Genomic DNA, 24,564 nt, shown 5'->3' on the forward strand with positions numbered 1-24,564 from the left:
AAAATATGGTTCGGACACAAATAAAACTTAGCCTGAAGGAAAACAGTCACTTTTTTCTAAAAGAGGCGGTCAGCAAGGCCATTGCTGCGCAAGCCGACTACAAACAGTGGCCATTGGCAATCATTAATCTTGTTCAATCCTTAGAGTTAGGGCTGAAGGCATTACTGCAATACCACCACCCAATTCTAATATTTGAAAATATCGATAGGCCTAAAAACTCAGCAACAATAAGCACATGCATTTCAAGGCTAGAAAACCCTTTAATCGCTGGTATCATTTTTTCAGGCGCAGACAAAACAAAACTAAGGCATGCGATTGAAATTCGTAACAACGTCATTCATTCAGAATTTGAACTCAATAAAGAACAAGCCGCCGCAAAATTTTTTGAAATCTTTGCATTTGTTAGTGAATTTCAATGGCGCTATCTTGATACCAAGATGAGAGATCTACTTAGCAATGAGAAATATACTGGTCTCATAGCTATAAAGAAATTGCTGCAAGAGTTAGTTCAGCGCGCCAGAGAAAGGATTGCTGCCGAAGGTATACCTGACCACTCAGTTCTTGCTTGCCCGTCATGTAATCAAGATACATTCATAACGCTTGATGAAATCTATTCTTGCTATACCTGTCTATTTTCCGACTATATGCGCGAATGCACACGCTGTAAGAGCACCGTTTTTTCGTGGGAAATGGTTTCTTTCTATAACGAATTGGATACCGGAACCGAGGAAGGGTATAATGTAGTCTATAACGATTATGGTTACTGGGAATATGAAGATGACGATTTTGAGGTTTGCAAAGAGTGTTTGCAAGAAGTCCTAGAAGATATTCGTGAAAAAAGAATGGAAGCCCAATACGACTGGCTTGAGCTGAATGAACAAGCTGAAGACTAGTAACCGTTCAGAATGAAGCCGTTATAAACTAGACGAAAACAAAACCGACTGCTGCCAGATTATGAGCTATCCCTACTACCCATCCTTCGAGACGCAAAAAATCCTTCATCCTGAGGGCGCGCATTTATGCGTGCGTCTCGAAGGGCGAAGGATTTTTGCTCCTCAGGATGAAGGCCGGGTGATGGACGCCACGGTTAAACCGTGGCGATACGCCGGAAGTTAGACCGCAAAATTCCGCCCCTCCCCCGCTCATCCCGGCGAAAGCCGGGACCCAGCTAAAGAAACAATGACGGGCGGAGCCCGGGTTTTTATGTTTGACTGGACCCCGACTTTCGTCGGGGAGAGCGGGTTGAGAGTTCATCGCTCGATCTGAAATAGCGGCGTTTACGGAATGGCAGCAAAGTTTGGGTCCCGGCTTTCGCCGGAGTCAGCGGATGGAGAGTCCAGTTCTGGCTCTGAAAGCATACCCTCACGGATATGCCGGAAAGTCTGGACCCCGACTTATGTCGGGGAGAGCGGGTTGAGAGGTCTGCTCTCTAGCCAAATTCTTTCACTTGGCTGAAATACTGGAATTTCTGGGTCCCGGCTTTCGCCGGGATGAGCGGGGGATAGGCTTGCACTTAATCAGCCAGGCCGAACCCGATGAACTATTTCTATGTTTATATCTTGGCGAGCAGGCGCAACGGAACGCCCTATACCGGGTCTACAGACGATCTCGCGAAGCGCGTCTGGGAGCACAAGAACAAGATCATCAAAGGCTTCACCTCGAAATACGGCATCGACAGGCTTGTCTGGTTCGAAACCTGCGATACGCGCGAAGAGGCCTTCCTGCGCGAACGGCGGATCAAGGAGTGGAAGCGCGCCTGGAAGCTGGAACTGATCGAAAAGGCGAACCCCGAATGGGACGATCTTTACGAAACGCTGAACGCTTAATCTCCCGCATTGCCGCCACACGGCCAACACGCTAAAATCACCCCATGACCAAGCACCGCATCTATTCCATGGCCTTCGCCAGTGTTTATCCCGCCTATGTGGCGAAGGCGGAGAAGAAAGACCGCACAAAGGAAGAGGTCGATGAGATCATCCGCTGGCTGACGGGCTACACGCAAAAGGGGCTCGACGCGGAGATCAAGAAGAAAACCGATTTCGAGACCTTCTTTGCGAAGGCGCCGAAGCTCAATCCCGACCGCGCGCTCATCAAGGGCGTCGTCTGCGGCGTGCGCGTTGAAGAGGTCGAGGAGCCGCTGATGCGCGAGATCCGCTATCTCGACAAGCTGATCGACGAACTGGCGAAGGGCAAGGCGATGGAGAAAATCCTGCGCCAGCCATAGCGCGCCGCCGCCTCTTTTGACCTGCATCAACGCCGGCGCGCGCGCCCTGCGCTATCATCGCATCGCAGCAATCAGGAGCGCCCGCCCATGCCCGCCATTGCCGTTATTTACGCCACCACCGAAGGCCACACCCGCAAGATCGCCAAGGCGATCGCCGACCGCTTTGACAGTCTTGGCTGGTCGGTCAATCTGTTCGATGCGGCGGACAAGCCGTCAGCGGAAATCTTGACCCATGCCGACGCCGCCATTCTCGCCGGCTCGCTGCATGTGCATGTTTTCCAGAACGCCCTCGCCCATTTCGCCAAGCATAATGCGGAGCGGTTGAACGCCATGCCGACCGCCTTTTGCGCGGTGTCGCTCTCCGCGCTGGGCGAACCGGAAGAAAAAGACGGCGCCGGCGAATGCGTTGAGAAATTCCTCGCCAAAACCGGCTGGCGTCCGGCCGTGACCCAACATGTCGCCGGCGCGCTGATGTTCACCAAATATGATTTCTTCAAAACCTGGATCATGAAGCGCATCGCCAAAGATCACGGTATGGATGTCTCAACCGGCGAAGATATTGAGTACACCGACTGGGATGCACTCAATGTCTTTTGCGACGGCTTCGCCGCGCGCGCGAAACAGGCGGCGTAAGGCAAGCACAAAAAATCCCTGATCGCGAAACGATCAGGGATTCCGGTCCGGACAAACTGCCTGTCTGGTTTACGCAGCTTTACGCTTGCGGATTGCGGCGCCGAAACCGGCGAGCCCCGCGAGGAACAGCGGGAAGGCCGCAGGAAGCGGAACTTCGGAAGTCGACGAAGACGACGGCGTAAGGAGAATGGAGCTTAACCGATAACTGCTGGTTACCGGATAGCTTGCGCTGAATTCCCGAGCAGATATGTCAGCAAGGAACAGAAACTGGACCGGCGTGTTGATCGTAACGACAGCATTTCCGAGATTGTCGACCTGGCCGACAACGGTGCTCGAAAAGAAGTCCAATATATTGTTGACAGATACTTCCATAGCCTGGGGCGCAAGGAACGAAAGCGCGTCGACAAAGGTCAGCGTACCCGTAAAAGGCGCATCAAAGGCAAGCGCCATTACTCCGCCAAACAACGGGACGGGGCCGACAGGCACAATCGCAAGCCCGAGCTCATAATAGTCAGAGCTTATCGCGTTCATGGTCACATTAGTAGCAAATTCATTTCCAGGGGATCCGCATTCCAGCGGCGCCGGCGGGAGCCCCGGAATTACAGTTGGGACGTCAATGGCGCATTCCGCAGCGAGCACGGTCAGTGTCGCCGCCGACGCCGTGGACATAGGCACGCAAGTCATTGCAGCGACAAGCGCCGCCAAAGCCAGTTTGTAAACTCTCATATTCTCTCTCAACTTCAATCAAATTTTACCCGTGGATTCGTTAGACGGGATATCACCGCGCACATCAAGCAATTGAGAACGATAAAGGGCGATTTACACCCTGAGGTAGAAGGGCTTTGAGTCGCCACATTATCGCTAAGCAAAAAAGATGATGAGCGCCCTAAATAGCGGGCTAAAATAAAACAATCCGTCTTGTCTTGCGCTCAACACAATCTGTTGACGGATTATTTGTTCTTGGGATGGCTCGATAAGTACAGACAATGACGAGACCGGCGAGCTCCGCAATCACAGGCGACCAGAGGCCCGGCCTCAATGTCCGATTGATTTGTTGCGTTGCACGCGCCTAATCCAGCATGCGGCGGACGAGCATTTTGCGGCACTGGGCGACTTTTTCATGGGCGAGGAGCAATTCGGTCTTGGCCTTTGAAAGATTTTGCATCGCCACTTCGATGTCAGACCCTTTGATCCATTCGCGCAGCGTCTGCGCGTCACCGAGGCTGTTCGACGCGACCTTGGACATATCGCCTTCCAGGATCGCAAAGCGATGAGCGCAGATGTCGTTTTCGGCGGCCTGCTTGCATGAACACATGGCCTGCAAATTGCCGAGATTATTGGAGTCTCGCTCAATCGTCACATCGTAAAGATTGTCGTCTTCGCCCATGATCGAAAACTTCAACGCCTCATTCATCGTTTTTTCGCCCCTTGGAGAGGACGGCCCCGCGCGTCCCCTGTCCGGCGAAACTAGCCCAAGCCCCGCGCCGCCGCAATTCTTCGCCGCCGCGGCCTGTCCTGTTGGAGGCCGGCTAGCGAGCAGGCGCTGAAAGTTTCGGCAGGTCGAAGATAAGGAAGAGCAGCCAGACCAGCGCAGTGACCGCAAGCCCGGAGAGGATCCATGGATGATCAAAGGTCAGCGCCGCCCAGTCGAACTCTCCCTTGTTGATCTTTTTGACGTGGTTGAAGTTCTGCATGACGCCGACAATGAGACCATAGACGCCGGCGAGCATGGCGACGAAACGCCAGAACAAGGTGCGGTCCCCTTTCAGGAGAAGAATGAGCGAGAGAATGCCGAGCGCGGCCCGTTGCGTCCGGCAATAGGGGCACGGATGAACCAGCCCCATAATGTCGACCGTAAGCGTCAAGGCGACGATGACGAGCACGAACCCGCCCACTAGATAACGATTGAGCAGGGCTTTTCCCGCGAGCGCCGTCAGTTTGTTCATTGGCTTTTTTCTCCCGTAAGAAGCAAAGATATATCCGCCTGCGTCAGCGTCATCCATATTCACGCCCAACTTATAGTTATTGGGCATATCACTTAAATACGCTTCACAGCATTTGTCATGACGGCGTTAGCGCCTGACAATGAGCAGAACGGGGAGCATAACGGGGAGTTTAACGGTGGTTTAAGCAGGCTGCGCCTCTCTCTGGCACGCCTTCCGGTTCTCCATGCCGCATTGCGCGCGCGCCAATTCCGGCGAGAATGCCTCGCAATCACGACCGGCGACGACAAGGAAGACGCAGATGCTCATTCACCCTACCGGCAAATTCGACAATCATGCGCGCGCCTATAAGACGATAACAGCGCATCCGCTCGCCGCCGCCATGGGCGCGGAAATTCGCGGCGCAGATTTCGCCAATATGTCTGACGAACAATTCGCCGAGATCGAAGACGCACTATTCCATCACAAGATGATCTATTTCCGCGATGTCGAGCTGACCCATCCGCAGCATGAGGAGTTTTCCCTGCGCTTCGGCGAGTGGGCGGAAGATGCGTATACGGATGGCATACCGGGGCATTTGAACATTCAGCCGCTGGTACGTGAAGCAAGCGCCAAGGGCGCGCATATTTTCGGCTCGGGCTGGCATTCGGACGGGCCGTTCCTCGTCAACCCGCCGGCGATCGCCCTGCTCTATGGCGTCGAGATTCCGCCCTATGGCGGCGACACGATCTGGGCGAACACGGTGCTTGCCTATGAAACGCTGTCAGAGACGATGAAGGACATTCTTTCTCGCCTGCGCGTGCATATGTCGATGAAGCGCGCCTTTGAAAGCTCTATGGAGCATGGCGAAGCGGACGACACGCCGGTGGGCAAGCTCGCCAAATTGAAAGGCGTTGGCATGAAGGACCTGCCCGAACCGGTCATCCGCAAGGTCAAAGGCAATTACCACCCGCTGATCCGCACCCATCCGGGTTCGGGCGAAAAAGCGCTTTACTGCGATCCGTCTTATTCAATCGGCATTGAGGGGATGAGCGAACCGGAGGCGGACGCCCTGCTCGGCTATCTGTCAAAACATATGACGCAGCCGGCCTTCACCTGCCGCCTCAGATGGGCGCCGAAAACCCTCGCCGTGTGGGACAACCGGATTTCGATCCATCAGGCGTTCAACGATTATGACGGCCATCGCCGCGAGCTGTACCGCACGACCATCGCCGGCGAAGCGCCGGCCTAATCCCGGAACACGCACGCATAAAAAGACCGGCGGGGTGCGCGCCGCCGGTCTTTATTGAGACGCCTGCCGGAAGGGCTAGTGGGCGGCGTCGTCAATCTTTTCGCCAGCCTTGTCGGCGGCGTCTTTCACGCTTTCCTTGGTTTTATCCCAGGCTTTTGCGATATCCGTGCGCTCCGTATTGAATTTCGGCGCGCTGTCGAGTTCGGCTTCGGTCATGGCCAGGATGAGGCCGCCATCGCCCTGCTCTATTTTGAGCTTGTTGAACGCGACCGCATATTTGTCGCCGGCGCCGATCGGTCCGATCGCCGATTTCTGAACGATCAGATAATCAACATCGCCTTCCGGGTTGATGATGATGTCATTGACCACGACATTTTCTGTCTCGTCGCCGCCGGGCATCAGGTCAGCTTCCGCGCCCAACAGTTCCGATGCGAGGCTGTAATCATTCACCTCGTTGGTCACATATTCCGCGACCGCCTTGATGCCTTCATCGTTCAAAGACACGCTGACATCGGGCTCGTAATCGCTGTTGATGGCGATATCGACTGCGCGGAAGTCAAGCGCGCCGCGCTTGCCGCCTAGGCCGAAGAATCCGCCGGACAGGACAATCACATCCTGCGCGCGGCCATTGGCGTCGATGACAATGTCGTCGACACGGGCGATGCGGTCGCCATTGGCGCCGTCAACGCCTTCGCCCAACAACTCTTTGGCGCTGAACGAGGCGGCGGGCATGAAGGCGACAGCGCCCGCTTTAACGGCCGCCTTGGCTTCAATTTTCGCGTCCTGCGTTTTCGGTGCTTCATTCGCAATCGCGCCGAACGGCGCCAGCATGGCGCAGGCGGCGACTGATAATAGTAGCTTGTTCATAACAAACCTTCCTTTCCAATCAGATATGTCGTTAACAAGCGGCGCGGGACTTCGTTCCACGCCGATCATTGAAGATTGGAAAGGTTGGGGGTGGTGGTGACGAATGCTTACGAGCTTTCTAGCCAATCAGGCTTGGGCTCTAGGGATTGCCGTTGCAAATCACCCAACGCACGCTGATAGATAAAGCTCGCCAAGGCGATAAACGGGGCGCCAATCAAATAGGCTGCAAGCGAATAAACAAAATAAATCGGGGACGCCACAAAGCGGTCTGACATCGAAGACTGGTCAAAAGCCTCAGGCGATATGAAATTCAATATGAGGCTCAAGCCAATGGCCACGACCGCGAACATGATCAGTCGCAACATAATCGGCCTGACAAGTCCGCGGCTCATTTCCCACACAGTCGATAGTCTGAACGCCCGCGCCTGGGTCACAGCAACATGTGGAAAGAACAAGATGGTTTTCGCCACGAACCAGAGCCCTCCCGCCAGAACCAGCGCGCACAAGATGATCGCAATGAGAGCAGGAAGCACAGATGACTTTATCAAAAGAAAAGACAACATAATTACGCCACTCACAGCGCCGACAAGGCCTCCAATCACGATAGCTTGCACTATTGCCACACCGATAAATATCAACAATCTTAGGTCGATCTCAGGCGGAAAACCTGTTTCATCTGAAAGAATTCGTCGATGCAGCGACACAGCAAAAGCCCCGCCTAAGAAGACCGCCAGTGCGGAAATCAATAAGGCGCCGGCAGGCGGAACTACTATCCACAAGACCGTTTCTACAGCACAGAGAGTAGCTGCATAACGCAGGATGATAGCGCGCTTGGTCGTAATAAAGCCGAGCGCCTCTACCCCGACCCCATGAAGAAGATTGTCAGAATACACGCTGCCTCTCCCCTCGGCTTGCCATCACGAAAATAACAAGCGCCGCCTCACTGCACCTGTGCGGCGGCGGCGCAGGCGTAAGGCGGCGGCGCGGAGGCGATCGCATAGGCGTCGGAGAACCACTTGTCTTCCAGCTCATCCCAATAGCCGGCGAGATCACGTTCGATCACCCATTCATTGAGCGCCTGACGCAGCTCCTCGCTGTTTTGATCCATGGCGAAGGCTTCAATCGTGCGGGTTAGCGCGAATTCATGAGGGATGACGAATTTGCGGCTTTTCAGATCCTTCGCCATGTCGAGATAAGGATCGAACAACACCGCGCCATCCACCGCCCCCTCATCCAGCGCGCTCATGATCTCCCGAAAGGAACTGAAGCCTTTCAGGTTTGAGCCGGGAAATTCGCCATTCGCCACCATGCCGGAAACGCCGCCATGCTGAAATCCGACGGCGATATCCCTGCGGTTCACCCCGCGCAGGGTCTTGGCTTTTTTCGCTTTGTCCTTGGCGACGACCAGAAAATATTCCGTATCGTGATAGGGCAGCGAAAAGTCGAGCAGGCGCCGCCGTTCCGGCATGTTGGAATAACCGGACGCGACAATGTCGGCTTCACCCGACAGCACCGCCTCGGCGAGATCGCAGAAGGTTTTCTCGACATAAACCACTTCCACGCCCAGCCGCTCGGCGAGGCCGGTGGTGGAATCGATTTCGAAACCCGACAGCGTTCCGTCCCCCGCCTTGATCACAAAAGGCGACAGGGCGGCGACGGCGACGCGCAAGGTCCCGCGCTCTTTGATGTCGTTAAGGTCGGCGGCGGCGGCCGTCCCCGCGAGGCTCAAGGCGGCGAGCGCCAAAATCGATTTCTTCAACACAAATGTGCTTCCTTTATCTAAAATAATGCGACGCCGGCGATGTAACGGTGCCCCACAAAAGCGACGCCGGCCCATGCGATGACCCCAACAGCCACCGCCGCCACATCGTTCATGACAGGCCCGGCGGCGCGTCCGGTCTCACCGCGCTTTTTCACTGCTATCCGATCAATGACGCCAAAAGCGAGAAAGCATCCGAACAGGAGAACCGAACGTACATCGCCATTCACCAGCAAATGCCCGAACGCCCACAACTTGACGCCCGCCAGCATCGGGTGCTGGGCCTTTTCGGCGATCTTGCCCGCCGGCAGATAAGCCGCCGCCAGCAAGATGAATGCGAGCAGCACCAGCAGATAGGTGATGTGGCGCGTCCATGCGGGGGTCGTATAGAGAATGCTCGCATCCGCGCTCTTCCATCCGATGATGATCAGGATGAAGCCGGCGAGCGAGACCAGCGAATAAAGCCCCTTATAGGGCATTGCCCCGAGCTTCGCGATCAGCGCCGCGCGCGGGCCCCGCGCCAGGCCGCTAAACAGATGCGCGCCGAAAAAGATGATCAAGCCGAGAAGAAATAGAGTCATGTGCGCTTCCTGTGTTCGGACAGCGCAGGCTGGGGCTATTCGCCCTCATATTCCACAAGCGCCGTCACTTTTTTCCCTAACGCCCGCAACTTGTCGGCACCGCCGAGATCCGGCAGGTCGACCACGAAGGAGCATAGCATGACTTCCCCGCCCGCGCGTTCAATCAGCTTGATCGCCGCGCCCGCCGTGCCGCCGGTGGCGATCAGGTCGTCCACCAGCAAAATCCGGTCGCCCTTGTCGATGGCGTCCACATGGATTTCGACCTCGTCGACGCCATATTCCAGCTCATAGGACTGGGCGATGGTCTTGTAGGGGAGCTTGCCCTTTTTGCGGATCGGCACGAAGCCGACGGAAAGCTGGTGCGCGATCGCCCCGCCCAGAATAAAGCCGCGCGCCTCAATCCCCGCCACCTTGTCGATTTTCTGCCCCGCCAGCGGCTGGACCAGCTCGTCGACCGCCTTGCGGAAGCCCCTTGCATCGGTCAGCAAGGTGGTGATGTCGCGGAACATGATCCCCGGTTTGGGATAATCGGGGATGGTCCGGATGACGGATTTGAGATCCATGGGGCGTCCTTCTTGCTGTTCCGGGGCGGCACCATGGCGGAATCCGGCGGTCTCGGCAAGAAATCATGCGGCGCCGCAGCAATCGCCGCCCGCCTGCCCGGCCCGGCGCTGCCGCGCAAGATGAAGAATCTTCACTTTACCGTTGATTTCCTTCGCCTCACCCCGCCGGGCTTGCCTCAAGACCAGTTTCGCGACACTCAATAGATAGCAAAACTATTCGATCACTCGATCACCGGACTTCACGCGAGGAGCTTAATCGTGAACAGACTTCTATTGTGCGGCGTAGCCGTATTCGCACTTGCCGCCTGCGGCCAACAAGGCGGCGAAACTCATGGCGCTGACGCCAAAAAATCCGAAACAGCCAGAGTCGCAGCAAAGCCGGAGCTTGGCTCCTTTGGCATTGAGACCGACGCCATCGACACCGAAGTCGACCCTGGCGATGACTTCTTTCGCTATGTGAACGGCAAGTGGCTCGACAGCTTCGAAATCCCCGAAGAATATTCCAGCTATGGTTCCTTCACCGTATTGTTCGAACGTTCAGAAGAGCGCGTGAAATCGATCATCGAAGACGCCGCCGCCGGCGCCGCGCCTGAAGGTTCGCTGGAACAGAAAATCGGCGCCTTTTACGCCGCCTTTGTTGATACGGATGCGATCAACGAAAAAGGCTTTTCGGTCATCGCCGAAGACTTTGCGAAAATCGACGCGCTTGAAACTCATGACGATGTCGCGCGCCTGATGGGCGATGCGGCTTTTGGCGCCGCCACGCCGATTGGCGTTTTCGTTTCGGTCGACGCAAAACAGACCGACCGTTACATCACCTATCTGACGCAAGCCGGACTGGGCCTGCCGAACCGCGATTATTATCTCGATGAAAAATTCGCCGACAAGCGCCCGAAATATGTTGCCTATATCAATCAGGCGTTGATGCTGGCCGATGTGGAAGACGCCGCGTCCAAGGCGCAGGCGATTTTCGATCTCGAAAAGCGCATGGCGGAAGTCCATTGGGAGCCGGCAAAGCGCCGCAATCGCGACCTTACCTATAATCTCAAGACCCTTGATGAACTGAAAGCTTTCGCTCCGGAAATTCCGTGGGAAATCGTGTTTACGCAAGCTGGCATTGGCGATCAGACAGAGTTTGTCGTGCGCGAGGATGACGCCATTCAATCGCTGGCAAAGATCTTTGCGGATACGCCGGTGGCGACGTGGAAAGCCTATTTGAAGTTCCACGAGCTTAACAATCATTCCTCCGTGCTGCCGACTGCGCTTGATGACGCCAGCTTCGCCTTTTTCGGCACCGAACTGCGCGGCACGCCGAAGCAGCGCGAACGCTGGAAGCGCGGCGTCGCAGCGGTGAACGAAGCGATGGGCGAAGCGGTCGGCGAAGTTTACGTTGAGCGTTATTTCCCGCCGGAATCGAAAGCCCAGATGCAACAGCTCGTCGCCAATCTGCGCACCGCCCTTAAGGGACGCATTTCCGAACTGTCCTGGATGAGTGAAGCGACGAAAGTTCAGGCGCACGCCAAACTTGAAAAATTCACGCCGAAAATCGGCTATCCTGACAAATGGCGCGATTATTCCGATCTCGCTGTCGTCGAAGGAAGCGCGTTTACGAATGCAAAACGCGCCGGTGAATTTGGGTGGAATTGGTCGATCTCGCGTCTTGGCGGCCCGGTCGACAAATCTGAATGGGGCATGACCCCGCAACGGGTGAACGCCTATTACAGCTCGTCGCGCAACGAGATTGTCTTCCCGGCGGCGATCCTGCAGGCGCCTTTCTTCGATCCCAATGCAGACCCGGCCGTCAATTATGGCGGTATCGGCGCAGTCATCGGCCATGAAATCGGCCATGGCTTCGATGATCAGGGCCGCAAATCCGATGGCGACGGCGTGTTGCGCGACTGGTGGACGGAAGAAGACGCGAACAACTTCAAAGTGCTGACCGACAAGCTCGGCGCGCAATATGCAGCCTATGAACCGGTCCCCGGTTTCTTCGTCAATCCGGAACTCACCATGGGCGAAAATATCGGCGATATTGGCGGCCTCGCCATGGCTTATGAGGCCTACAAACTATCGCTGAATGGCGAGGAGGCGCCGGTCATTGACGGCTATACGGGTGACCAGCGCTTCTTCCTCTCCTGGGCGCAAGTCTGGAAGCGCCTCAACCGCGAGGAAGCGCTCAAAAATCAGGTCGCCACCGACCCGCATTCTCCGGCGCAATACCGCACCAATGGCGTCGTCAGAAACATGGACGCCTGGTACGACGCGTTCAACGTCACCGAAGAGGACGATCTCTATCTGGCGCCGGAAGATCGGGTGCAAATCTGGTAAGTCTTTCGCCAGTATAAAGTCGAAAAAGGCCCCGCTAATGCGGGGCTTTTTTTGTTCGCCTCAGTCACACCCGTGCGAATTCGATCCGGCCAGGCGCCAAGAACAGATTAACGAACCATGGTGCGCAAAAGGTTCCACGCAAACCCCGGAAAAAATACTGAAATTTTTCACTTTTCAGCACAAGCCGTATGGTTTCCAACATTTATTGTTAACCAATTTCCAGAAAAAATGGAGAATACGGGGAGATTTAGTCTGGCAGTAAAGAAGAGCAGTAAAACCAATGCGTAAAACGTCCCCTGTCTTCCGTACAGAGTATGCTTACAAAACCTACCGTTCAGCCGCACTTTATATTATCTCGTTTCTTTTTATCGCGGTCGATATAGCGCAGACGCTGCTGATGCAGGCGGCTGAACCCGGCCTCACGCCAGCCAGGATGGCTGGATTGATAGCGCTAGCCTTTTTTGTGTCCGCGCCTGCCCTGTACCGCCTCACCGGACTTCATACGCTCGCCTCTTGTATTCTGCTCGCGACAGCCTTCGTCACCATAACCATTTCCGCTTTTTTTAATGGCGGCGCGCCGGCGCCGACATTTTTGTTCTTTGTGCTGATGCCGCTTTTCGGCTCAATTCTGCTTGGCAGAAACGCCGGCTTCGCCATGCTGGCGCTAACCGGCGTCACCCTCGTCTTTTGCGGATATGTCGCAGCGGCGGGCATCGCCCCGCCATCGCCGCATCAGCCCGAAGCATTGCGCTTGCTCTTTATTTCAGCGGCGATGATCTCCTGCTGCGCGATCACCGCGCTGGTGCTGATGTATGAATCGCTGGTGGCGCGCACGGTAAACGCGCTGGACGCCGCCAATCAGAAATTAAGAACGCAAACAAGAGAGCTTTCCGAACAGAAAGAGTTTCTGTCAACGGTCATGGAAACGCTCGATGACGGCATCATCGCCGCCGATGCGAGCGGACGGTTGTCCGTCTCCAACCGCGCGGCGCGTGACTTTCTCGGTCTGGATATCAAGCCGCTTCCTTCTTCGGAATGGCAAACAACATATCATGTGTTCGAAGCCGACGGCGTTACGCCCTTGCCGGAAGAAAAAATGCCGCTCTATCGCGCCTTGCGCGGCGAAATTGTCACCGACGCAAAACTCACCATCGCCCTGCCCGGCACACAAAAGCGCCTGCTCAGCGTGAATGCTTCCGCGATCTATAATGACAAGAAACAACTGATCGGCGCCGTCGCGACCATGCATGACGTGACGACCATGCGCTTGCAGAAAGAGGAAATCCGCCGCCAGAATCTTGAGCTGGCGCATTTCTCGCGCATCGCCTCGCGCGATCTGCAACTGCCGCTGGAACGCATCATCGAACAAACCGGTGAGCTGGAGGGCGCCATTGACGCAGCGGACACCCAGTCCGCTCGCAACGGCCTCAAGACTATCTCGCGATCCGCACGGAAAATGGGCGTTCTGGTGAAGGACGTGCTGTACATGTCCCGCCTGCCGATCGGCGAACTGTCCCTGCAGCCGGTCTCGCCGCGCGAATGCATGGAAGCGGGGATTGATTTGTCCGGCCTTACCGAAGCCGATTGCCGGTTTGACTTCCGCTTCGCCCGCGCGCCGGAAGTTCAAGCGGATCCGCACAGCCTGACGAATGTTTTCCGCAATCTGATATTGCACGCCAGCCATTCGCTCGGCCCAACAGAAAACCGCCATATCCAGTTCACCTGCACCGATGACGGCAAGCGCATCGTCGCCGGCGTGAAATACGAAAATAATGGCGCCTCCACGGCCAGCGCGCATCACCTGCACATGCCGGTCGAGAGCTTAAATGTGGAAGCCGAGCAGGATGAAAGCGGGCTTTCCCTGGCGATTTGCCGCAAATCCATAGAACTGATGGGTGGCAGGATCTGGGTCGAAAACGAGATCCGGATCGGGCTGTCACATCAAATTCTCCCTGCCCCTGGCCGCCCGGATCGAGGCGCTGGCCTCCTGATCCGGACGGGACGACGTGACCTCTTGGACGGGACGGTTCGGGGCCCTATAACGGCCCCATGATGGACAAGGAACAGATCCGCGAGGCCTTCAAGCGCGCCCTCCTGCATTCGACGCGGGCGCTCTCCGCCCAGCGCGATGTCGAGGTTGCATTTGGCGGCGAGCATGCAGCCGTGCAGGGAAACACCGCCCGCATCCCGCTCCCGGCGCGGGTGCTCGATCCAGCCTCCGCCGCCATTGCGCGGGGCGAAAGCGACGCCGCTGCGCTGCGTCTCGCCCATCATGACGGCGACGCCCATGCCCGGCTCGCGCCAAAGGGCGCAGAGGCGCGCGCAGTGTTCACCGCATTGGAGAACGCCCGCTGCGAGGCCATCGGCGCATTGGCGATGAAAGGCGTCGGCGACAATCTCGCCGCCTCGCTTGAAAAAATCATTCTCGACAAAGGCTATGACCGGCAGTCCGTCACCGACGCCATGCCCATGGCCGATGTCGCCGCGCTATTGCTGCGCGAAAGGCTGACCGGCCGGACCGCGCCCGCCGCCGCCACCGGCATCATGAACACCTGGCGCGAAGACCTGGAGACGCGCGCCGGCGCCTCGCTCGACGCACTCGCTGACGCCGCCTCCCTCGACAGTCAGGAAGCCTTCGCCGCGCTCGCCCGCGACTTCATCCGCGATCTCGATCTGGAGGATGATGACCGCGGCGATGAGCAAAGCGACGACCAACAGCGCGGCGACGACGCCAATGACGAGTCAGACGACGACGACAATGAAGGCGACGATGAAACCGGCGCCGACGAAATGCCCGACGATCCCGGTTCCGGCGATTCCGAAACCAGCGACAGCGACATGTCCGATCAGGACATGGAAAGCTCCATGGATGATGATGACGGCGCAAGCGAAAACGCCAAAGTCTCTTCCTTGCGCACGCAGTTCGAGGGCGACACGGGCGAGATTTACGGCGCCTATACGACCGAGTTCGATGAAATCGCCGAGGCGGTGGAGCTTTGCGATGCGGAAGAGCTGTTGCGCTTGCGCCGCTCGCTCGACCGCCAGCTTGAAAATCTTCATGCGGTCGTGGCGCGCCTCGCCAACAAGCTGCAACGCAAATTGATGGCGCAGCAAAACCGCAGCTGGATGTTCGATCTCGATGAAGGCGTGCTTGATGCGGCCCGTCTCGCGCGGATCATTGTCGATCCGATGCAGCCGCTTTCCTACAAGATGGAGCAGGAACAGGATTTCCGCGATACGGTGGTGACCTTGCTGATCGACAATTCCGGTTCGATGCGCGGCCGGCCGATCACCATCGCCGCGATCTGCGCCGACATTCTTGCGCGCACGCTGGAGCGTTGCGGCGTCAAGGTTGAAATTCTCGGCTTCACCACCCGCGCCTGGAAAGGCGGACAGTCCCGCGAAAAATGGGTCGCGGACGGGCGCCCCGCCAAGCCGGGCCGCCTCAATGATCTGCGCCATGTAGTTTACAAATCCGCAGACGCGCCATGGCGGCGCGCGCGCAACGCCCTCGGCCTGATGATGAAAGAAGGCCTGCTGAAAGAGAACATCGACGGCGAGGCTTTGTTATGGGCGCATCAGCGCCTGCTCGGCCGGCCGGAATCGCGCCGCATCATGATGGTGATTTCCGATGGCGCGCCGGTTGACGACACCACCTCCTCGGCGAATGGCGGCGCCTATCTGGAACGCCATCTGCGCGAAGTGATCGCCTATATTGAAAACAAATCGCCGGTGGAACTGCTCGCCATCGGCATCGGCCATGATGTGACGCGCTATTACCGGCGCGCGCTGACCATTGTCGATGTGGACCAGCTTGGCGGCGCCATCATCGACAAGCTCGCAGAGCTGTTCGATGAGGACGCCCCGCCGGAGCGCAAGGGCCGCCGCGGCCGGGCGGCCTGAGGGCCTTTGTCTGGCGCTCGAATATAGCGCCGCCCATTTCGCAATAACTCACAATTCATGTTGTTGACCTTTTCTGTTTCTATAGTAAGGTCATGACTCTATATTTCTGTATTACTTTAATTGCGTAAATACACCTTCTCCGGGGCCGGGCATTGACGCTCGGCCGGGAGTTTCTGCTGCATTTCACGACCCATTGGGGGGTGCGTCATGTCAGATGATTTCTTTTTGCTCGAATGGGAAAAATGGATGACTGCGCTCGGCGCAATCGGCGCTTTTGGCGCTGCCGCCGTTGGCGTTACTGATGCATTCACGAAGTTCATTTACTTTCCCCCGCGCAAAAAAAAGGACCACGCTCCTTTTGGCCTGCCTTTCGTCGGGTTGAAAAAGGTCTACAGCGCGATATCCCCGCTCGATAGCGCTCTCCGCTTTTCCTATGGCAATGATTATCACAACATGATTGCGCAGCAGTATCGCAGCGGACGCGCCAAGGGGCGCGCACCAGCGACGATCCAGCAAGGCGTGCGCTTGGCCCTGCCATTTATGGGACGGGAAGAGATACTGACTCTAATTAAAGGTTTCTGGGGCGTCGACGGTGAAACCGCCGCACGCATGGCGAACGCCTTGAAGCAACAGGGGCAGGAAGGCAGTCCTGATCCAGACGCAGAAGACGATCAAGCGATCGCCCTGATCGGCCGTTTCAGCGTTGCGCTTGACACTCGTATCGACGCCGCTTTCAACGCTGCAGAGCAGCGCTATATCACCGTCGCTCAGTGTATTGCAGGCGCCACCGCGATTGCGCTCTCGATGTCGTTTAATGCGGGCGTAAAGTTAAGTGACAGTGGAAAACTAACTTCGGAAGCCGGATATTCCTGGTTTCTCGCCTTCTTTATCGGCGCTGTAGCAGTGCCGCTTGCGCCGATCGCAAAAGACCTTTCAAGCGCGCTGACAAACGCCTTAAAGTCGTGGAGCACAATCGGCTCCGCGAAGGCCTAGGCGATGACTGACATCTATTTCCTCAGCTTCCGGGACTTCACACGAAAACGAGCAGGACCGGTAACCACGCCTCTGGTCTTCCGCGCGCGCGATGTCGGTTCGGTGTTTGAGTGGACGAAGCCCGATTTCTGGTCGCGATACAAAAAACGCGGCATAGATATCGTTCCCGAATCCGAGTGGGCGCAAATATTCCATCAAGCAGATATCCGCTTCGTTATTCACGGTTTCAATGTCAATCGAGACCGCGGCTTTATGGGCTCCGGCGCCCTTACGCAGGAATTGCTCTCTGAAGGGTTAGTCAAGTTTGATCCGGCATTATCGGTTGGCGCGCTAATCGTTCCAGTGTTGTGGCCTGGCGACTGGTACATTCCCGGCATCAATTATTCATTTGAATTTGACGATGCGCGGATTGCAGGGCGCTACTTTTCACAATTCCTGACGCACCAGGATTTTCAGATAGACCGTGTCTCATTCCTGACCCACAGCTTCGGCGTCCGCGTCGCGCTCGAAACAATGCTTCAGACTCTGGAAAGTCCCGAGGCGGAACGAAGACCCGAATTTGACAGCGCAATCTTCATGGCCGCCGCCGATGACAATGATGTGCTCGACCGCCCTCGCTATAAGCCAGTTGTTGAGAACCTGCGCCAGATCAGCATTGTGAGCTCACGCAAAGACAGAGTTCTGAAATGGGCGTTTCCGGTCGGCGATCTTGCAGAAGCAGCGTTATGGCGTCATCAAAAAACGTTCCGCTCAGCCCTCGGGCGCACAGGTCCGAAATTGGCGAAAGATTCGCCAGCTTGCCGCAAAACCGAGTGGCGGTCTATTCCCGATGGCGATGCAATTGACCATGGCGACTATCTTCCCTGGCCATGGACTGAAGGAAAAAAAGCTGTCGAAAAGAACGGCTGGACGCAAAAACGAAAAAAAATGCTTCACTATCTCAAAGCCGCATCGGCGGAGGACAGCCGCCACGACTGGCCTCCGACAAAGTCATGCGAGAATTGTGAGACGCCGGCTCCAAAAACGTAAGGCGGCTTAGTCTTTCTTTGTGGCCTGAATTTCAAACTCGACGCGCACTTCCAGCGCGACGCCTTCATCATCAAGCCAGGCCGCGTTCTCACCCAATCCGAAATCGGTGCGGACGAGATCCACGTCGCCTTTCGCCAGCGCGTCATCGCCGTCAATATTCAGCGTAAAGCCAAGGGTCACCGGCTTTTCGAAATCCTTGATCGACAAAAGGCCGTCCGCTTCATAGGCGTCGCCGGCGGCGCGGATCGCCGTGGACTTGAAAACCGCTTCCGGATGGGCCTTCACATCAAACCATTGCGATCCCGGCAGGTTTGAATCGCGCAGACTGTCGCCTGTGCTGGCGGATGCGGTCATCACCGTGACCTCGATGGAAGAGCCCGCAAGATCATCGGGATCAAACTCGATGATTGCATTGAAATTGCCGAACGCGCCTTCAAAGCTTTTTCCGCTTTCAGACCCGGTGAATTTCAGGCTGCTGGCGCCGTAATCGACCGCCCAACCGCCGCCCGCGCCGTCATGGCTTTGCGCCCCGGCGTTGTGGGCGGGAAGCGCCTGCGCCGTCGGCGATGGCGAAAGGACATAGACGAGAACGCCCGCGAACAGCACCGCGAAAATTCCGCCAATGCCGACCAGAAGGCGTTTGCCGTCGGGGATCATGCTCATCAGCACGCTATCCTTGTCGACAAAATGATGTTTCAGCGCCGCGCCCGCATGCAGCGCCAGCAAGCCGATGATCATGAAAGCCAGCATTTCATGACGTTCCTCGAACATGTGTTCGGCCGCTTCGCGGTCAGCGACGCCGCCGAAAAACGGCAGATGCGGCACCGGGATAAAGCCGAACAGTTTGGTGGGAATGTCCGTCGGCGATACCGATACAATCGCCCAGCCGGCAAGCGGCGTCAGGATCATCAGCGCGTAAAACGCCCAATGGGTGACGCGCGCCACGATTTTTTGCCAGTCCGGCATATGGGCGGGAAGCGGCGGCGCTTTGTGGGTGATGCGCCAGCCGAGCCGGACAAGCGACAAGGCCAGCACCGACAAACCGAAGCTCTTATGCAACTGATAAAGATCGAATTTGATCGCCGAACTGTTCGGCAGATTGTGCATGAAAAGCCCGCCGGCGATCTGACCGATGATCAGCGCCGCAATCGTCCAGTGGAGGATTGCGGCGACCGGCGTGTAACGCTCCCCGCTCACCGGTCTTACTCGCTTGCAGGAGCGGGCATGACCCATTCAGTTTCGATGACCACATCCACCTCGTCGCCCACATAAGGCACATAGGCGTCAACGCCGAAATCGGACCGCTTCACTGTCGTCTTGCCCGAAAAGCCGAGCTTGTACTGATTGCCGCGCTCATCATACGCGCCTTTGTTGAACACCGCATCGAGGGTGACCGGCTTGGTCTGACCTTTGATCGTCAAATCGCCGGTGATTTTGCCGGTATTGGCGCCGGTCTTTTCAACGGCCGTGCTGACAAAGGTGATCTCGGGATATTGAGCCGCATCGAACCACTGATCGCTGGTCAAATGGCCGTCGAACACGTCAACGCCGCTATCGATGGACGCCACATTGATGGTCACATTGACGGAAGATGCTTCCGGCGCGTCCGCATCCCAGGTCAGCTCGCCATCCCAGTCGCGCCAGCGAAGCCACGGACGGGACAGGCCCTGATGAAGATAGGAAAATGTGATGTAGCGGTGCCCGCTTTCCGTGGTGTAGACGCCGGAGATGGCGTCCGATTTCACGGCGTCCGCGTCGGCTTGCGCGCTGGCGGATTCGCCCGGCGCAGCGGCGGCTTCGGTTGTCGCGTCCACCGACGCGCTCTGTCCGCAAGACGCGAGGGCCAGAGCCGCCACGCCAGCGAAAGCAACTGTTTTGAAATTCATGATCGCATTCCTTCTCTCATTCATCCGGTTCGCGGTTACTTATAGCGCGATTTCGCCATTCGCCCGTCACACTGGCGTGATCGGCGCTTAATAATAGGAGATGATCGAGGCCATATCCGGCCGGCCCCGCTCCTTCGGGTCTTCTTTAGCGGTTCCAATATAGACATAGCCGGCGACTTTTTCGCCAATCGCAAGGCCAAGCGCAGACAGTGCGGTTTCGTCATAGGCGTACCATTCGGTGAGCCATTGCGCCGCAAAGCCATGGGCGGAGGCCGCGAGCAGCATGTTCTGGCAGACCGCCCCGGCGCTGAGCACTTGCTCCCATTCCGGCGTCCGGTGATTGGGCTCGGTTTTCGAAATGACGGCGATGACGCTCGGCGCGCGCAGGAAACGATTCTCTTCAAAGGCGGCTTTGGCCGGGTCCGCCTCCGGCTCGTTTTTCAGAAAGGCTTTCTTCAGCGCCGCGCCGAACCGCGCCCGGGCCTCGCCCTGAAACACCACGAACCGAAAAGGAACCACGCGGCGATGATCGGGCACCCGCGCCGAAATGGTCAATATATCCTGCAGGGTCGCCGCATCCGGCCCCGGCTCGGTGAGAAAATCCGCCGGACAGGAGCGCCGGCGCCGCAGCGCATCCAGCATTTGATCGCTCTTATGCGCGGGCGGCAATTCATCGCCCAGTTCCGGATAACTCACCACTAAGGTCATTCTGTCGCCTCTCGCCCACTTGGCAAAATTTTTGCGCCTGTTAGGAGATAAACGCAGCCGCCGCCCGGCCACAAGGGCGGGGCCGGAAATGACTGAAATACGGGCGGGAAATAGGATTTATGGCGGGTGCAATCGCCGCTTCGAATGACGGCTTTCTAACCCGGCTTGCGGCAGGACGCCTGCCCGCGCCCGTCTCTGAGGCCAGCCTCGACGATGCAGGCATCACGGCGCGCGATCTTGCGGCGCTGTTTGAAAGCCAGTTGACCAGCCGCCGTCTCGATCTCGAGGCGCGCCGCCTCGGCGCGGAAAAGCGCGGCTTTTATTCCATCGGATCGTCGGGTCATGAAGGCAACGCCGCCGTCGCACGCGCTTTCCGCGTCGATGATCTGGCGTTCCTGCATTACCGCTCCGGCGCTTTTTACATTGAGCGCGCCGCCAAACTCGCCGGTGAGACGCCGATCTGGAACATGGCGCTGTCCTTCGTCGCCTCATCGGAAGATCCGATCTCCGGCGGCCGGCACAAGGTGATCGGCTCAAAGCCGCTTTTCATTCCGCCGCAAACCTCGACCATCGCCTCGCATCTGCCGAAAGCCATGGGCGCCGCCTTCTCCATCGCCCTGTCGCGCACCCATAAACGGCCCGATCCGGAGCTGCCGCGCGACAGCGTTGTCTTGTGTTCGTTTGGCGATGCGTCCGCGAACCATTCAACCGCGGTCGGCGCAATCAACGCCGCAGCCCATACGGGCTATCGCGGCCTGCCGCTGCCGCTGGTCTTTGTCTGCGAGGATAACGGCATCGGCATTTCGGTGCGCACGCCGGAAGGATGGATCGCCGCCAATTACGGGGCGCGGGCCGGGTTGCGCTATATCTCCGGCGACGCCCGCGATGTGGTGGACGCCATGCGCGCCGCACGGGCCGCCGAGCGTTGCGCCCGCGGGGCGCGCGCGCCCGTCTTCCTGCATCTGCGCACGGTTCGGCTGATGGGTCATGCGGGCTCCGACATCGAGACCGGCTATCGCGAACGCGCGGAAATCGACAAGGAAGCCGATCAGGACCCGTTGCTGCATAGCGCGCGCCGCCTTGTGGAGGCAGGCGCCATGTCGCTGGAAGACATAAATGCTCTTTACACGGATATTGGCGGGCGGGTGCGCCGGGCCATGGAGGAAGCGACGACACGGCCGAAGCTGACCAGCGCCGCCGAGGTCACTGCATCGCTGTCGCCGCCGCTGCGCACGCGCCGCGCCCTGCGCCCCGGCAAGCTGACGCCGACCGCGCCTGATGAGTCCCGCGCCAAATCAGAACCACAGCATATGTCGCGGCTCATTTCGCTGGCGCTTGCCGAACAGATGGAACGCGACGCCAATGTGGTGGTGTTCGGCGAGGACGTGGCGAAGAAGGGCGGCGTTTATGGCGCAACCACCCGCCTGCAACCGAAATTCGGCCCGGCCCGCGTTTTCGACACCATTCTCGATGAGCAATCCATTCTCGGCATGGCGATTGGCCTCGGCCATAATGGCTATATCCCCGTGCCGGAAATCCAGTTTCTCGCTTATGTCCATAACGCGGAAGACCAGTTGCGCGGGGAAGCGGCCTCGCTCTCTTTCTTCTCAAAAGGCCAGTACCAGAACCCGATGGTGGTGCGCATTGCCGGGCTCGGATATCAAAAGGGCTTTGGCGGACATTTCCACAATGACAATTCCGTCACCGTGTTCCGCGACATTCCGAGCCTCATTCTCGCTTGCCCCTCCTCCGGCGCCGAAGCCGTCAAAATGATGCGCGAAGCTTTCCGGCTGGCGCGCGATGAAGGGCGCGTCGTCGTGTTCCTCGAACCGATCGCGCTTTACCCGGTGAAAGACCTGCATGCGGATGGCGACGGGCTGATGACTTCGGTGTTTGACCACATCGAAGGCAAGGCGGATTTCGGCAGCGTCAACATGATCGGCGACGGCAAGGACCTCGCTATTCTCACCTATGGCAATGGCGCCTATCTTTCGCAGCGCGCCGCCGCGAGTTTGAAAGAGCAAGGCGTCAAGGCGCGCGTCATCGATTTGCGCTGGCTGTCCCCGCTCCCGATGGATGCGGTGATCGACGCCATCGGCAAGGTGAAAAACGTGCTCATCGTCGATGAATGCCGCAAATCCGGATCGCCCGCCGAGGAGCTCATCGCGCAATTTGCTGATCGCGGGCTGACCTACAATCTTTCGCGCCTCAACGGGGTCGACACTTTCATTCCCCTCGGGCCGGCCGCCAATGAAGTGCTGGTGAGCGAAGCCGATATTGTGAACGCCGCGCTGTCGCTGACCGGCAAGACGGCGAAGAAGGCGGCGGAATGAGATTTCTCCGCTCATCCCGGCGAAAGCCGGGACCCAGTCACCATAAAAAGCCGGGCTTCGCCCGCCATTATCTTTTTAGCTAGGCCCCGACTTGCGTCGGGGTGAGCGGATTTAGAGCTTGGCGCGCAATGAAAAGGTTGCAACATTGAAATGAAACAAACCGCTGTCGTTATTTTTCCGGGCCGGGGCACCTATGGCAAGGACGAGCTTGGCTATCTGACGCGCCATCACGCCGACAAATCCGCTTTCATCAAAGGCGTCGATGATTGGCGCGCAGCGCAATCGCGTGAGACCGTTTCCGCGCTCGACAACGCCAAGAGCTATTCCGCGGGCAAACACGCCTCCAGCGTTAACGCTTCGGCGCTGATCTATACCTGTGCGCTGGCCGATTTCGCCGCCATCGATCGCGACAAATATGACATCGTCGCGGTCTGCGGGAATTCTCTTGGCTGGTATTTAACGCTCGCCGGCGCCGGCGCCGTGGCGCCCGCAAACGCAATCCGCCTGGTTGATACGATGGGCGCGCTGATGGAAGCGCAAGGGACCGGCGGCCAACTGATCTATCCGTTTGTTGATGAAAACTGGCGCGAAAGCCGCGCCCATGAAAAGGCCATTGGCGAAGCGGTGCATGCGGGCCGCACTGCCGGTGAGGCATATTTGTCGATCCGGCTCGGCGGCATGGCGGTGCTCGCCGGCGACGAAGCAGGCATGGCGGCGATGGAAAAATCTCTGCCGAAAGCCGAAGGGCGTTATCCGTTCCGGCTGGCGCGGCACGCCGCTTTTCACACGCCGCTGCTCTCACATGTTTCAGACGCGGCGTTCGAGACGCTTCCCGCCGATATGTTTGAGACGCCGAAAACGCCGATGATTGACGGGCGCGGCGCCATCTGGTCGCCCCATGCGTCGGATCTCGTCGCGCTCTATGACTACACTTTTGGCCATCAAATTGTTGAGACTTATGACTTTTCCAAATCCGTCGAAGTCGCGGTGAAGGAATTCGCCCCGGACAAGCTGATCCTCGCGGGGCCGGGTTCAACGCTCGGCGCGCCGATTGCACAAGAACTGATCCGCCATCGCTGGAAAGGCCTGACATCAAAAGCGGAATTTTCAGCACTGCAAAAGCAGGACCCGTTCCTCATCGCCATGGGCCGCGATGATCAGCGCGCGCTGGCGGCCGGCGCGTAATCGTCAGCCGTGCCTTCAATCCATTGCCGCGCGTGATCGCGTTCATGCATCGGGAAAATCCGCATTTCCATTGTCCCATTGCGGGCGAATGCTGAAAACAGGCGATAGATCAGCGGCGGATTATCGGAGACGAGCGCATATCTGCGCATCTTCTGCATGAACGCCAGATCATCGGGCGTTTTACCAAGCGATGAGATCTTCATCATCGCCGCCCACATATTGTCGGGCTTGCCGTGATGAATTTCCAACTCGCTGAACCGTCCATGGCGCTCAGAGAGTCCGCGCATCGCGTCCAGCAACTCCCCCATGCGGTCGAGCTGATAACTGCCGAACACCTCCAGCTCCACATAGGCGTGGCGGTCATCGATGCGAATATTGATCATGGATGCGCCGCCCGA

At 57.6% G+C, this 24,564-nt stretch carries 25 protein-coding genes; 13 read left to right on the forward strand and 12 right to left on the reverse strand.

Annotated elements, in window-relative coordinates; genetic code table 11:
• The first annotated feature begins 5 nt into the window (after positions 1-5).
• From AC0L8G_RS13710 to AC0L8G_RS13725, 4 genes are all read left to right on the forward strand, one after another.
• Positions 6-893, forward strand: a complete 888-nt coding sequence (locus AC0L8G_RS13710) for a hypothetical protein (protein WP_473384742.1) — start codon at positions 6-8, stop codon at positions 891-893.
• A 642-nt stretch (positions 894-1,535) separates the two neighbouring features.
• The gene (locus AC0L8G_RS13715; RefSeq protein WP_473384743.1) at positions 1,536-1,826 is read left to right on the forward strand and encodes a GIY-YIG nuclease family protein; all 291 of its coding nucleotides are present in this window, start codon (positions 1,536-1,538) and stop codon (positions 1,824-1,826) included.
• Positions 1,827-1,870: 44 nt separating this feature from the next.
• The gene (locus AC0L8G_RS13720; RefSeq protein ID WP_473384744.1) at positions 1,871-2,224 is read left to right on the forward strand and encodes a DUF2200 domain-containing protein; all 354 of its coding nucleotides are present in this window, start codon (positions 1,871-1,873) and stop codon (positions 2,222-2,224) included.
• A gap of 87 nt (positions 2,225-2,311) precedes the next feature.
• Entirely contained in the window at positions 2,312-2,857 is a 546-nt protein-coding gene (locus AC0L8G_RS13725) for a flavodoxin domain-containing protein (RefSeq protein ID WP_473384745.1), read from the forward strand.
• 69 nt (positions 2,858-2,926) lie between these two features.
• On the opposite strand, the gene AC0L8G_RS13730 is transcribed toward AC0L8G_RS13725, so the two are convergent.
• The 3 genes from AC0L8G_RS13730 to AC0L8G_RS13740 all read right to left on the reverse strand — a co-directional run bounded on the left by AC0L8G_RS13730 (position 2,927) and on the right by AC0L8G_RS13740 (position 4,803).
• Positions 2,927-3,583: a VPLPA-CTERM sorting domain-containing protein gene (locus tag AC0L8G_RS13730; RefSeq protein ID WP_473384746.1), complete on the reverse strand. Its 657-nt coding sequence runs from the start codon at positions 3,581-3,583 to the stop codon at positions 2,927-2,929.
• Between the two features lie 343 nt (positions 3,584-3,926).
• Positions 3,927-4,271 (reverse strand): hypothetical protein, encoded by a 345-nt coding sequence (locus tag AC0L8G_RS13735; RefSeq protein ID WP_473384747.1) that lies wholly within the window; start codon positions 4,269-4,271, stop codon positions 3,927-3,929.
• Between the two features lie 115 nt (positions 4,272-4,386).
• Positions 4,387-4,803, reverse strand: coding sequence for a disulfide bond formation protein B (locus tag AC0L8G_RS13740; protein WP_473384748.1), 417 nt, complete (start codon positions 4,801-4,803; stop codon positions 4,387-4,389).
• Positions 4,804-5,101: 298 nt separating this feature from the next.
• On the opposite strand from AC0L8G_RS13740, the gene AC0L8G_RS13745 reads away from it, so the two are divergent.
• Positions 5,102-6,031, forward strand: coding sequence for a TauD/TfdA dioxygenase family protein (locus tag AC0L8G_RS13745; RefSeq protein WP_473384749.1), 930 nt, complete (start codon positions 5,102-5,104; stop codon positions 6,029-6,031).
• A 75-nt stretch (positions 6,032-6,106) separates the two neighbouring features.
• On the opposite strand, the gene AC0L8G_RS13750 is transcribed toward AC0L8G_RS13745, so the two are convergent.
• The 5 genes from AC0L8G_RS13750 to AC0L8G_RS13770 form a co-directional block, all read right to left on the reverse strand.
• A complete protein-coding gene (locus AC0L8G_RS13750) occupies positions 6,107-6,898 on the reverse strand; it encodes a PRC-barrel domain-containing protein (RefSeq protein ID WP_473384750.1) in 792 nt (263 codons plus the stop codon).
• Between the two features lie 107 nt (positions 6,899-7,005).
• On the reverse strand, positions 7,006-7,791 hold the full coding sequence (locus AC0L8G_RS13755; protein WP_473384751.1) for a hypothetical protein: 786 nt from the start codon (positions 7,789-7,791) through the stop codon (positions 7,006-7,008).
• A 47-nt stretch (positions 7,792-7,838) separates the two neighbouring features.
• A complete protein-coding gene (locus AC0L8G_RS13760; RefSeq protein WP_473384752.1) occupies positions 7,839-8,660 on the reverse strand; it encodes a substrate-binding periplasmic protein in 822 nt (273 codons plus the stop codon).
• A gap of 17 nt (positions 8,661-8,677) precedes the next feature.
• The gene (locus tag AC0L8G_RS13765) at positions 8,678-9,238 is read right to left on the reverse strand and encodes an NnrU family protein (RefSeq protein ID WP_473384753.1); all 561 of its coding nucleotides are present in this window, start codon (positions 9,236-9,238) and stop codon (positions 8,678-8,680) included.
• A 35-nt stretch (positions 9,239-9,273) separates the two neighbouring features.
• Positions 9,274-9,801, reverse strand: coding sequence for an adenine phosphoribosyltransferase (locus tag AC0L8G_RS13770; protein ID WP_473384754.1), 528 nt, complete (start codon positions 9,799-9,801; stop codon positions 9,274-9,276).
• 12 nt (positions 9,802-9,813) lie between these two features.
• Here AC0L8G_RS13770 and AC0L8G_RS13775 point away from each other — a divergent pair, with 12 nt between their 5' ends.
• The 6 genes from AC0L8G_RS13775 to AC0L8G_RS13800 all read left to right on the forward strand — a co-directional run bounded on the left by AC0L8G_RS13775 (position 9,814) and on the right by AC0L8G_RS13800 (position 18,054).
• Positions 9,814-10,005: a hypothetical protein gene (locus tag AC0L8G_RS13775; protein WP_473384755.1), complete on the forward strand. Its 192-nt coding sequence runs from the start codon at positions 9,814-9,816 to the stop codon at positions 10,003-10,005.
• Between the two features lie 54 nt (positions 10,006-10,059).
• Complete coding sequence (locus AC0L8G_RS13780; RefSeq protein ID WP_473384756.1) at positions 10,060-12,129, forward strand: M13 family metallopeptidase; 2,070 nt, start codon at positions 10,060-10,062, stop codon at positions 12,127-12,129.
• A gap of 463 nt (positions 12,130-12,592) precedes the next feature.
• A complete protein-coding gene (locus tag AC0L8G_RS13785; protein WP_473384757.1) occupies positions 12,593-14,182 on the forward strand; it encodes a sensor histidine kinase in 1,590 nt (529 codons plus the stop codon).
• Positions 14,179-16,032, forward strand: coding sequence for a cobaltochelatase subunit CobT (gene cobT / locus AC0L8G_RS13790; protein WP_473384758.1), 1,854 nt, complete (start codon positions 14,179-14,181; stop codon positions 16,030-16,032). The genes AC0L8G_RS13785 and cobT overlap by 4 nt, the downstream gene beginning before the upstream one ends.
• 207 nt (positions 16,033-16,239) lie before the next feature.
• Positions 16,240-17,025, forward strand: a complete 786-nt coding sequence (locus AC0L8G_RS13795) for a hypothetical protein (protein ID WP_473384759.1) — start codon at positions 16,240-16,242, stop codon at positions 17,023-17,025.
• A gap of 3 nt (positions 17,026-17,028) precedes the next feature.
• Positions 17,029-18,054 carry an alpha/beta hydrolase gene (locus AC0L8G_RS13800; RefSeq protein WP_473384760.1) on the forward strand — a complete coding sequence of 342 codons (1,026 nt, stop codon included), beginning with the start codon at positions 17,029-17,031 and terminating at the stop codon, positions 18,052-18,054.
• A 6-nt stretch (positions 18,055-18,060) separates the two neighbouring features.
• Here AC0L8G_RS13800 and AC0L8G_RS13805 read toward each other — a convergent pair whose 3' ends face one another.
• The 3 genes from AC0L8G_RS13805 to AC0L8G_RS13815 all read right to left on the reverse strand — a co-directional run bounded on the left by AC0L8G_RS13805 (position 18,061) and on the right by AC0L8G_RS13815 (position 20,648).
• Positions 18,061-19,251 carry a cytochrome b/b6 domain-containing protein gene (locus AC0L8G_RS13805; RefSeq protein ID WP_473384761.1) on the reverse strand — a complete coding sequence of 397 codons (1,191 nt, stop codon included), beginning with the start codon at positions 19,249-19,251 and terminating at the stop codon, positions 18,061-18,063.
• Between the two features lie 5 nt (positions 19,252-19,256).
• A complete protein-coding gene (locus tag AC0L8G_RS13810) occupies positions 19,257-19,940 on the reverse strand; it encodes a YceI family protein (protein WP_473384762.1) in 684 nt (227 codons plus the stop codon).
• Between the two features lie 87 nt (positions 19,941-20,027).
• On the reverse strand, positions 20,028-20,648 hold the full coding sequence (locus tag AC0L8G_RS13815) for a nitroreductase family protein (protein WP_473384763.1): 621 nt from the start codon (positions 20,646-20,648) through the stop codon (positions 20,028-20,030).
• A gap of 119 nt (positions 20,649-20,767) precedes the next feature.
• On the opposite strand from AC0L8G_RS13815, the gene AC0L8G_RS13820 reads away from it, so the two are divergent.
• Positions 20,768-22,981 (forward strand): thiamine pyrophosphate-dependent enzyme, encoded by a 2,214-nt coding sequence (locus tag AC0L8G_RS13820; protein ID WP_473384764.1) that lies wholly within the window; start codon positions 20,768-20,770, stop codon positions 22,979-22,981.
• Between the two features lie 150 nt (positions 22,982-23,131).
• Positions 23,132-24,166 carry an ACP S-malonyltransferase gene (locus AC0L8G_RS13825; RefSeq protein ID WP_473384765.1) on the forward strand — a complete coding sequence of 345 codons (1,035 nt, stop codon included), beginning with the start codon at positions 23,132-23,134 and terminating at the stop codon, positions 24,164-24,166.
• Here AC0L8G_RS13825 and AC0L8G_RS13830 read toward each other — a convergent pair.
• Complete coding sequence (locus AC0L8G_RS13830) at positions 24,139-24,549, reverse strand: SpoIIAA family protein (RefSeq protein ID WP_473384766.1); 411 nt, start codon at positions 24,547-24,549, stop codon at positions 24,139-24,141. The genes AC0L8G_RS13825 and AC0L8G_RS13830 overlap by 28 nt on opposite strands.
• Positions 24,550-24,564: the final 15 nt, after the last annotated feature.

It is taken from the genome of Hyphococcus sp. D3-15 (genome assembly GCF_055809375.1).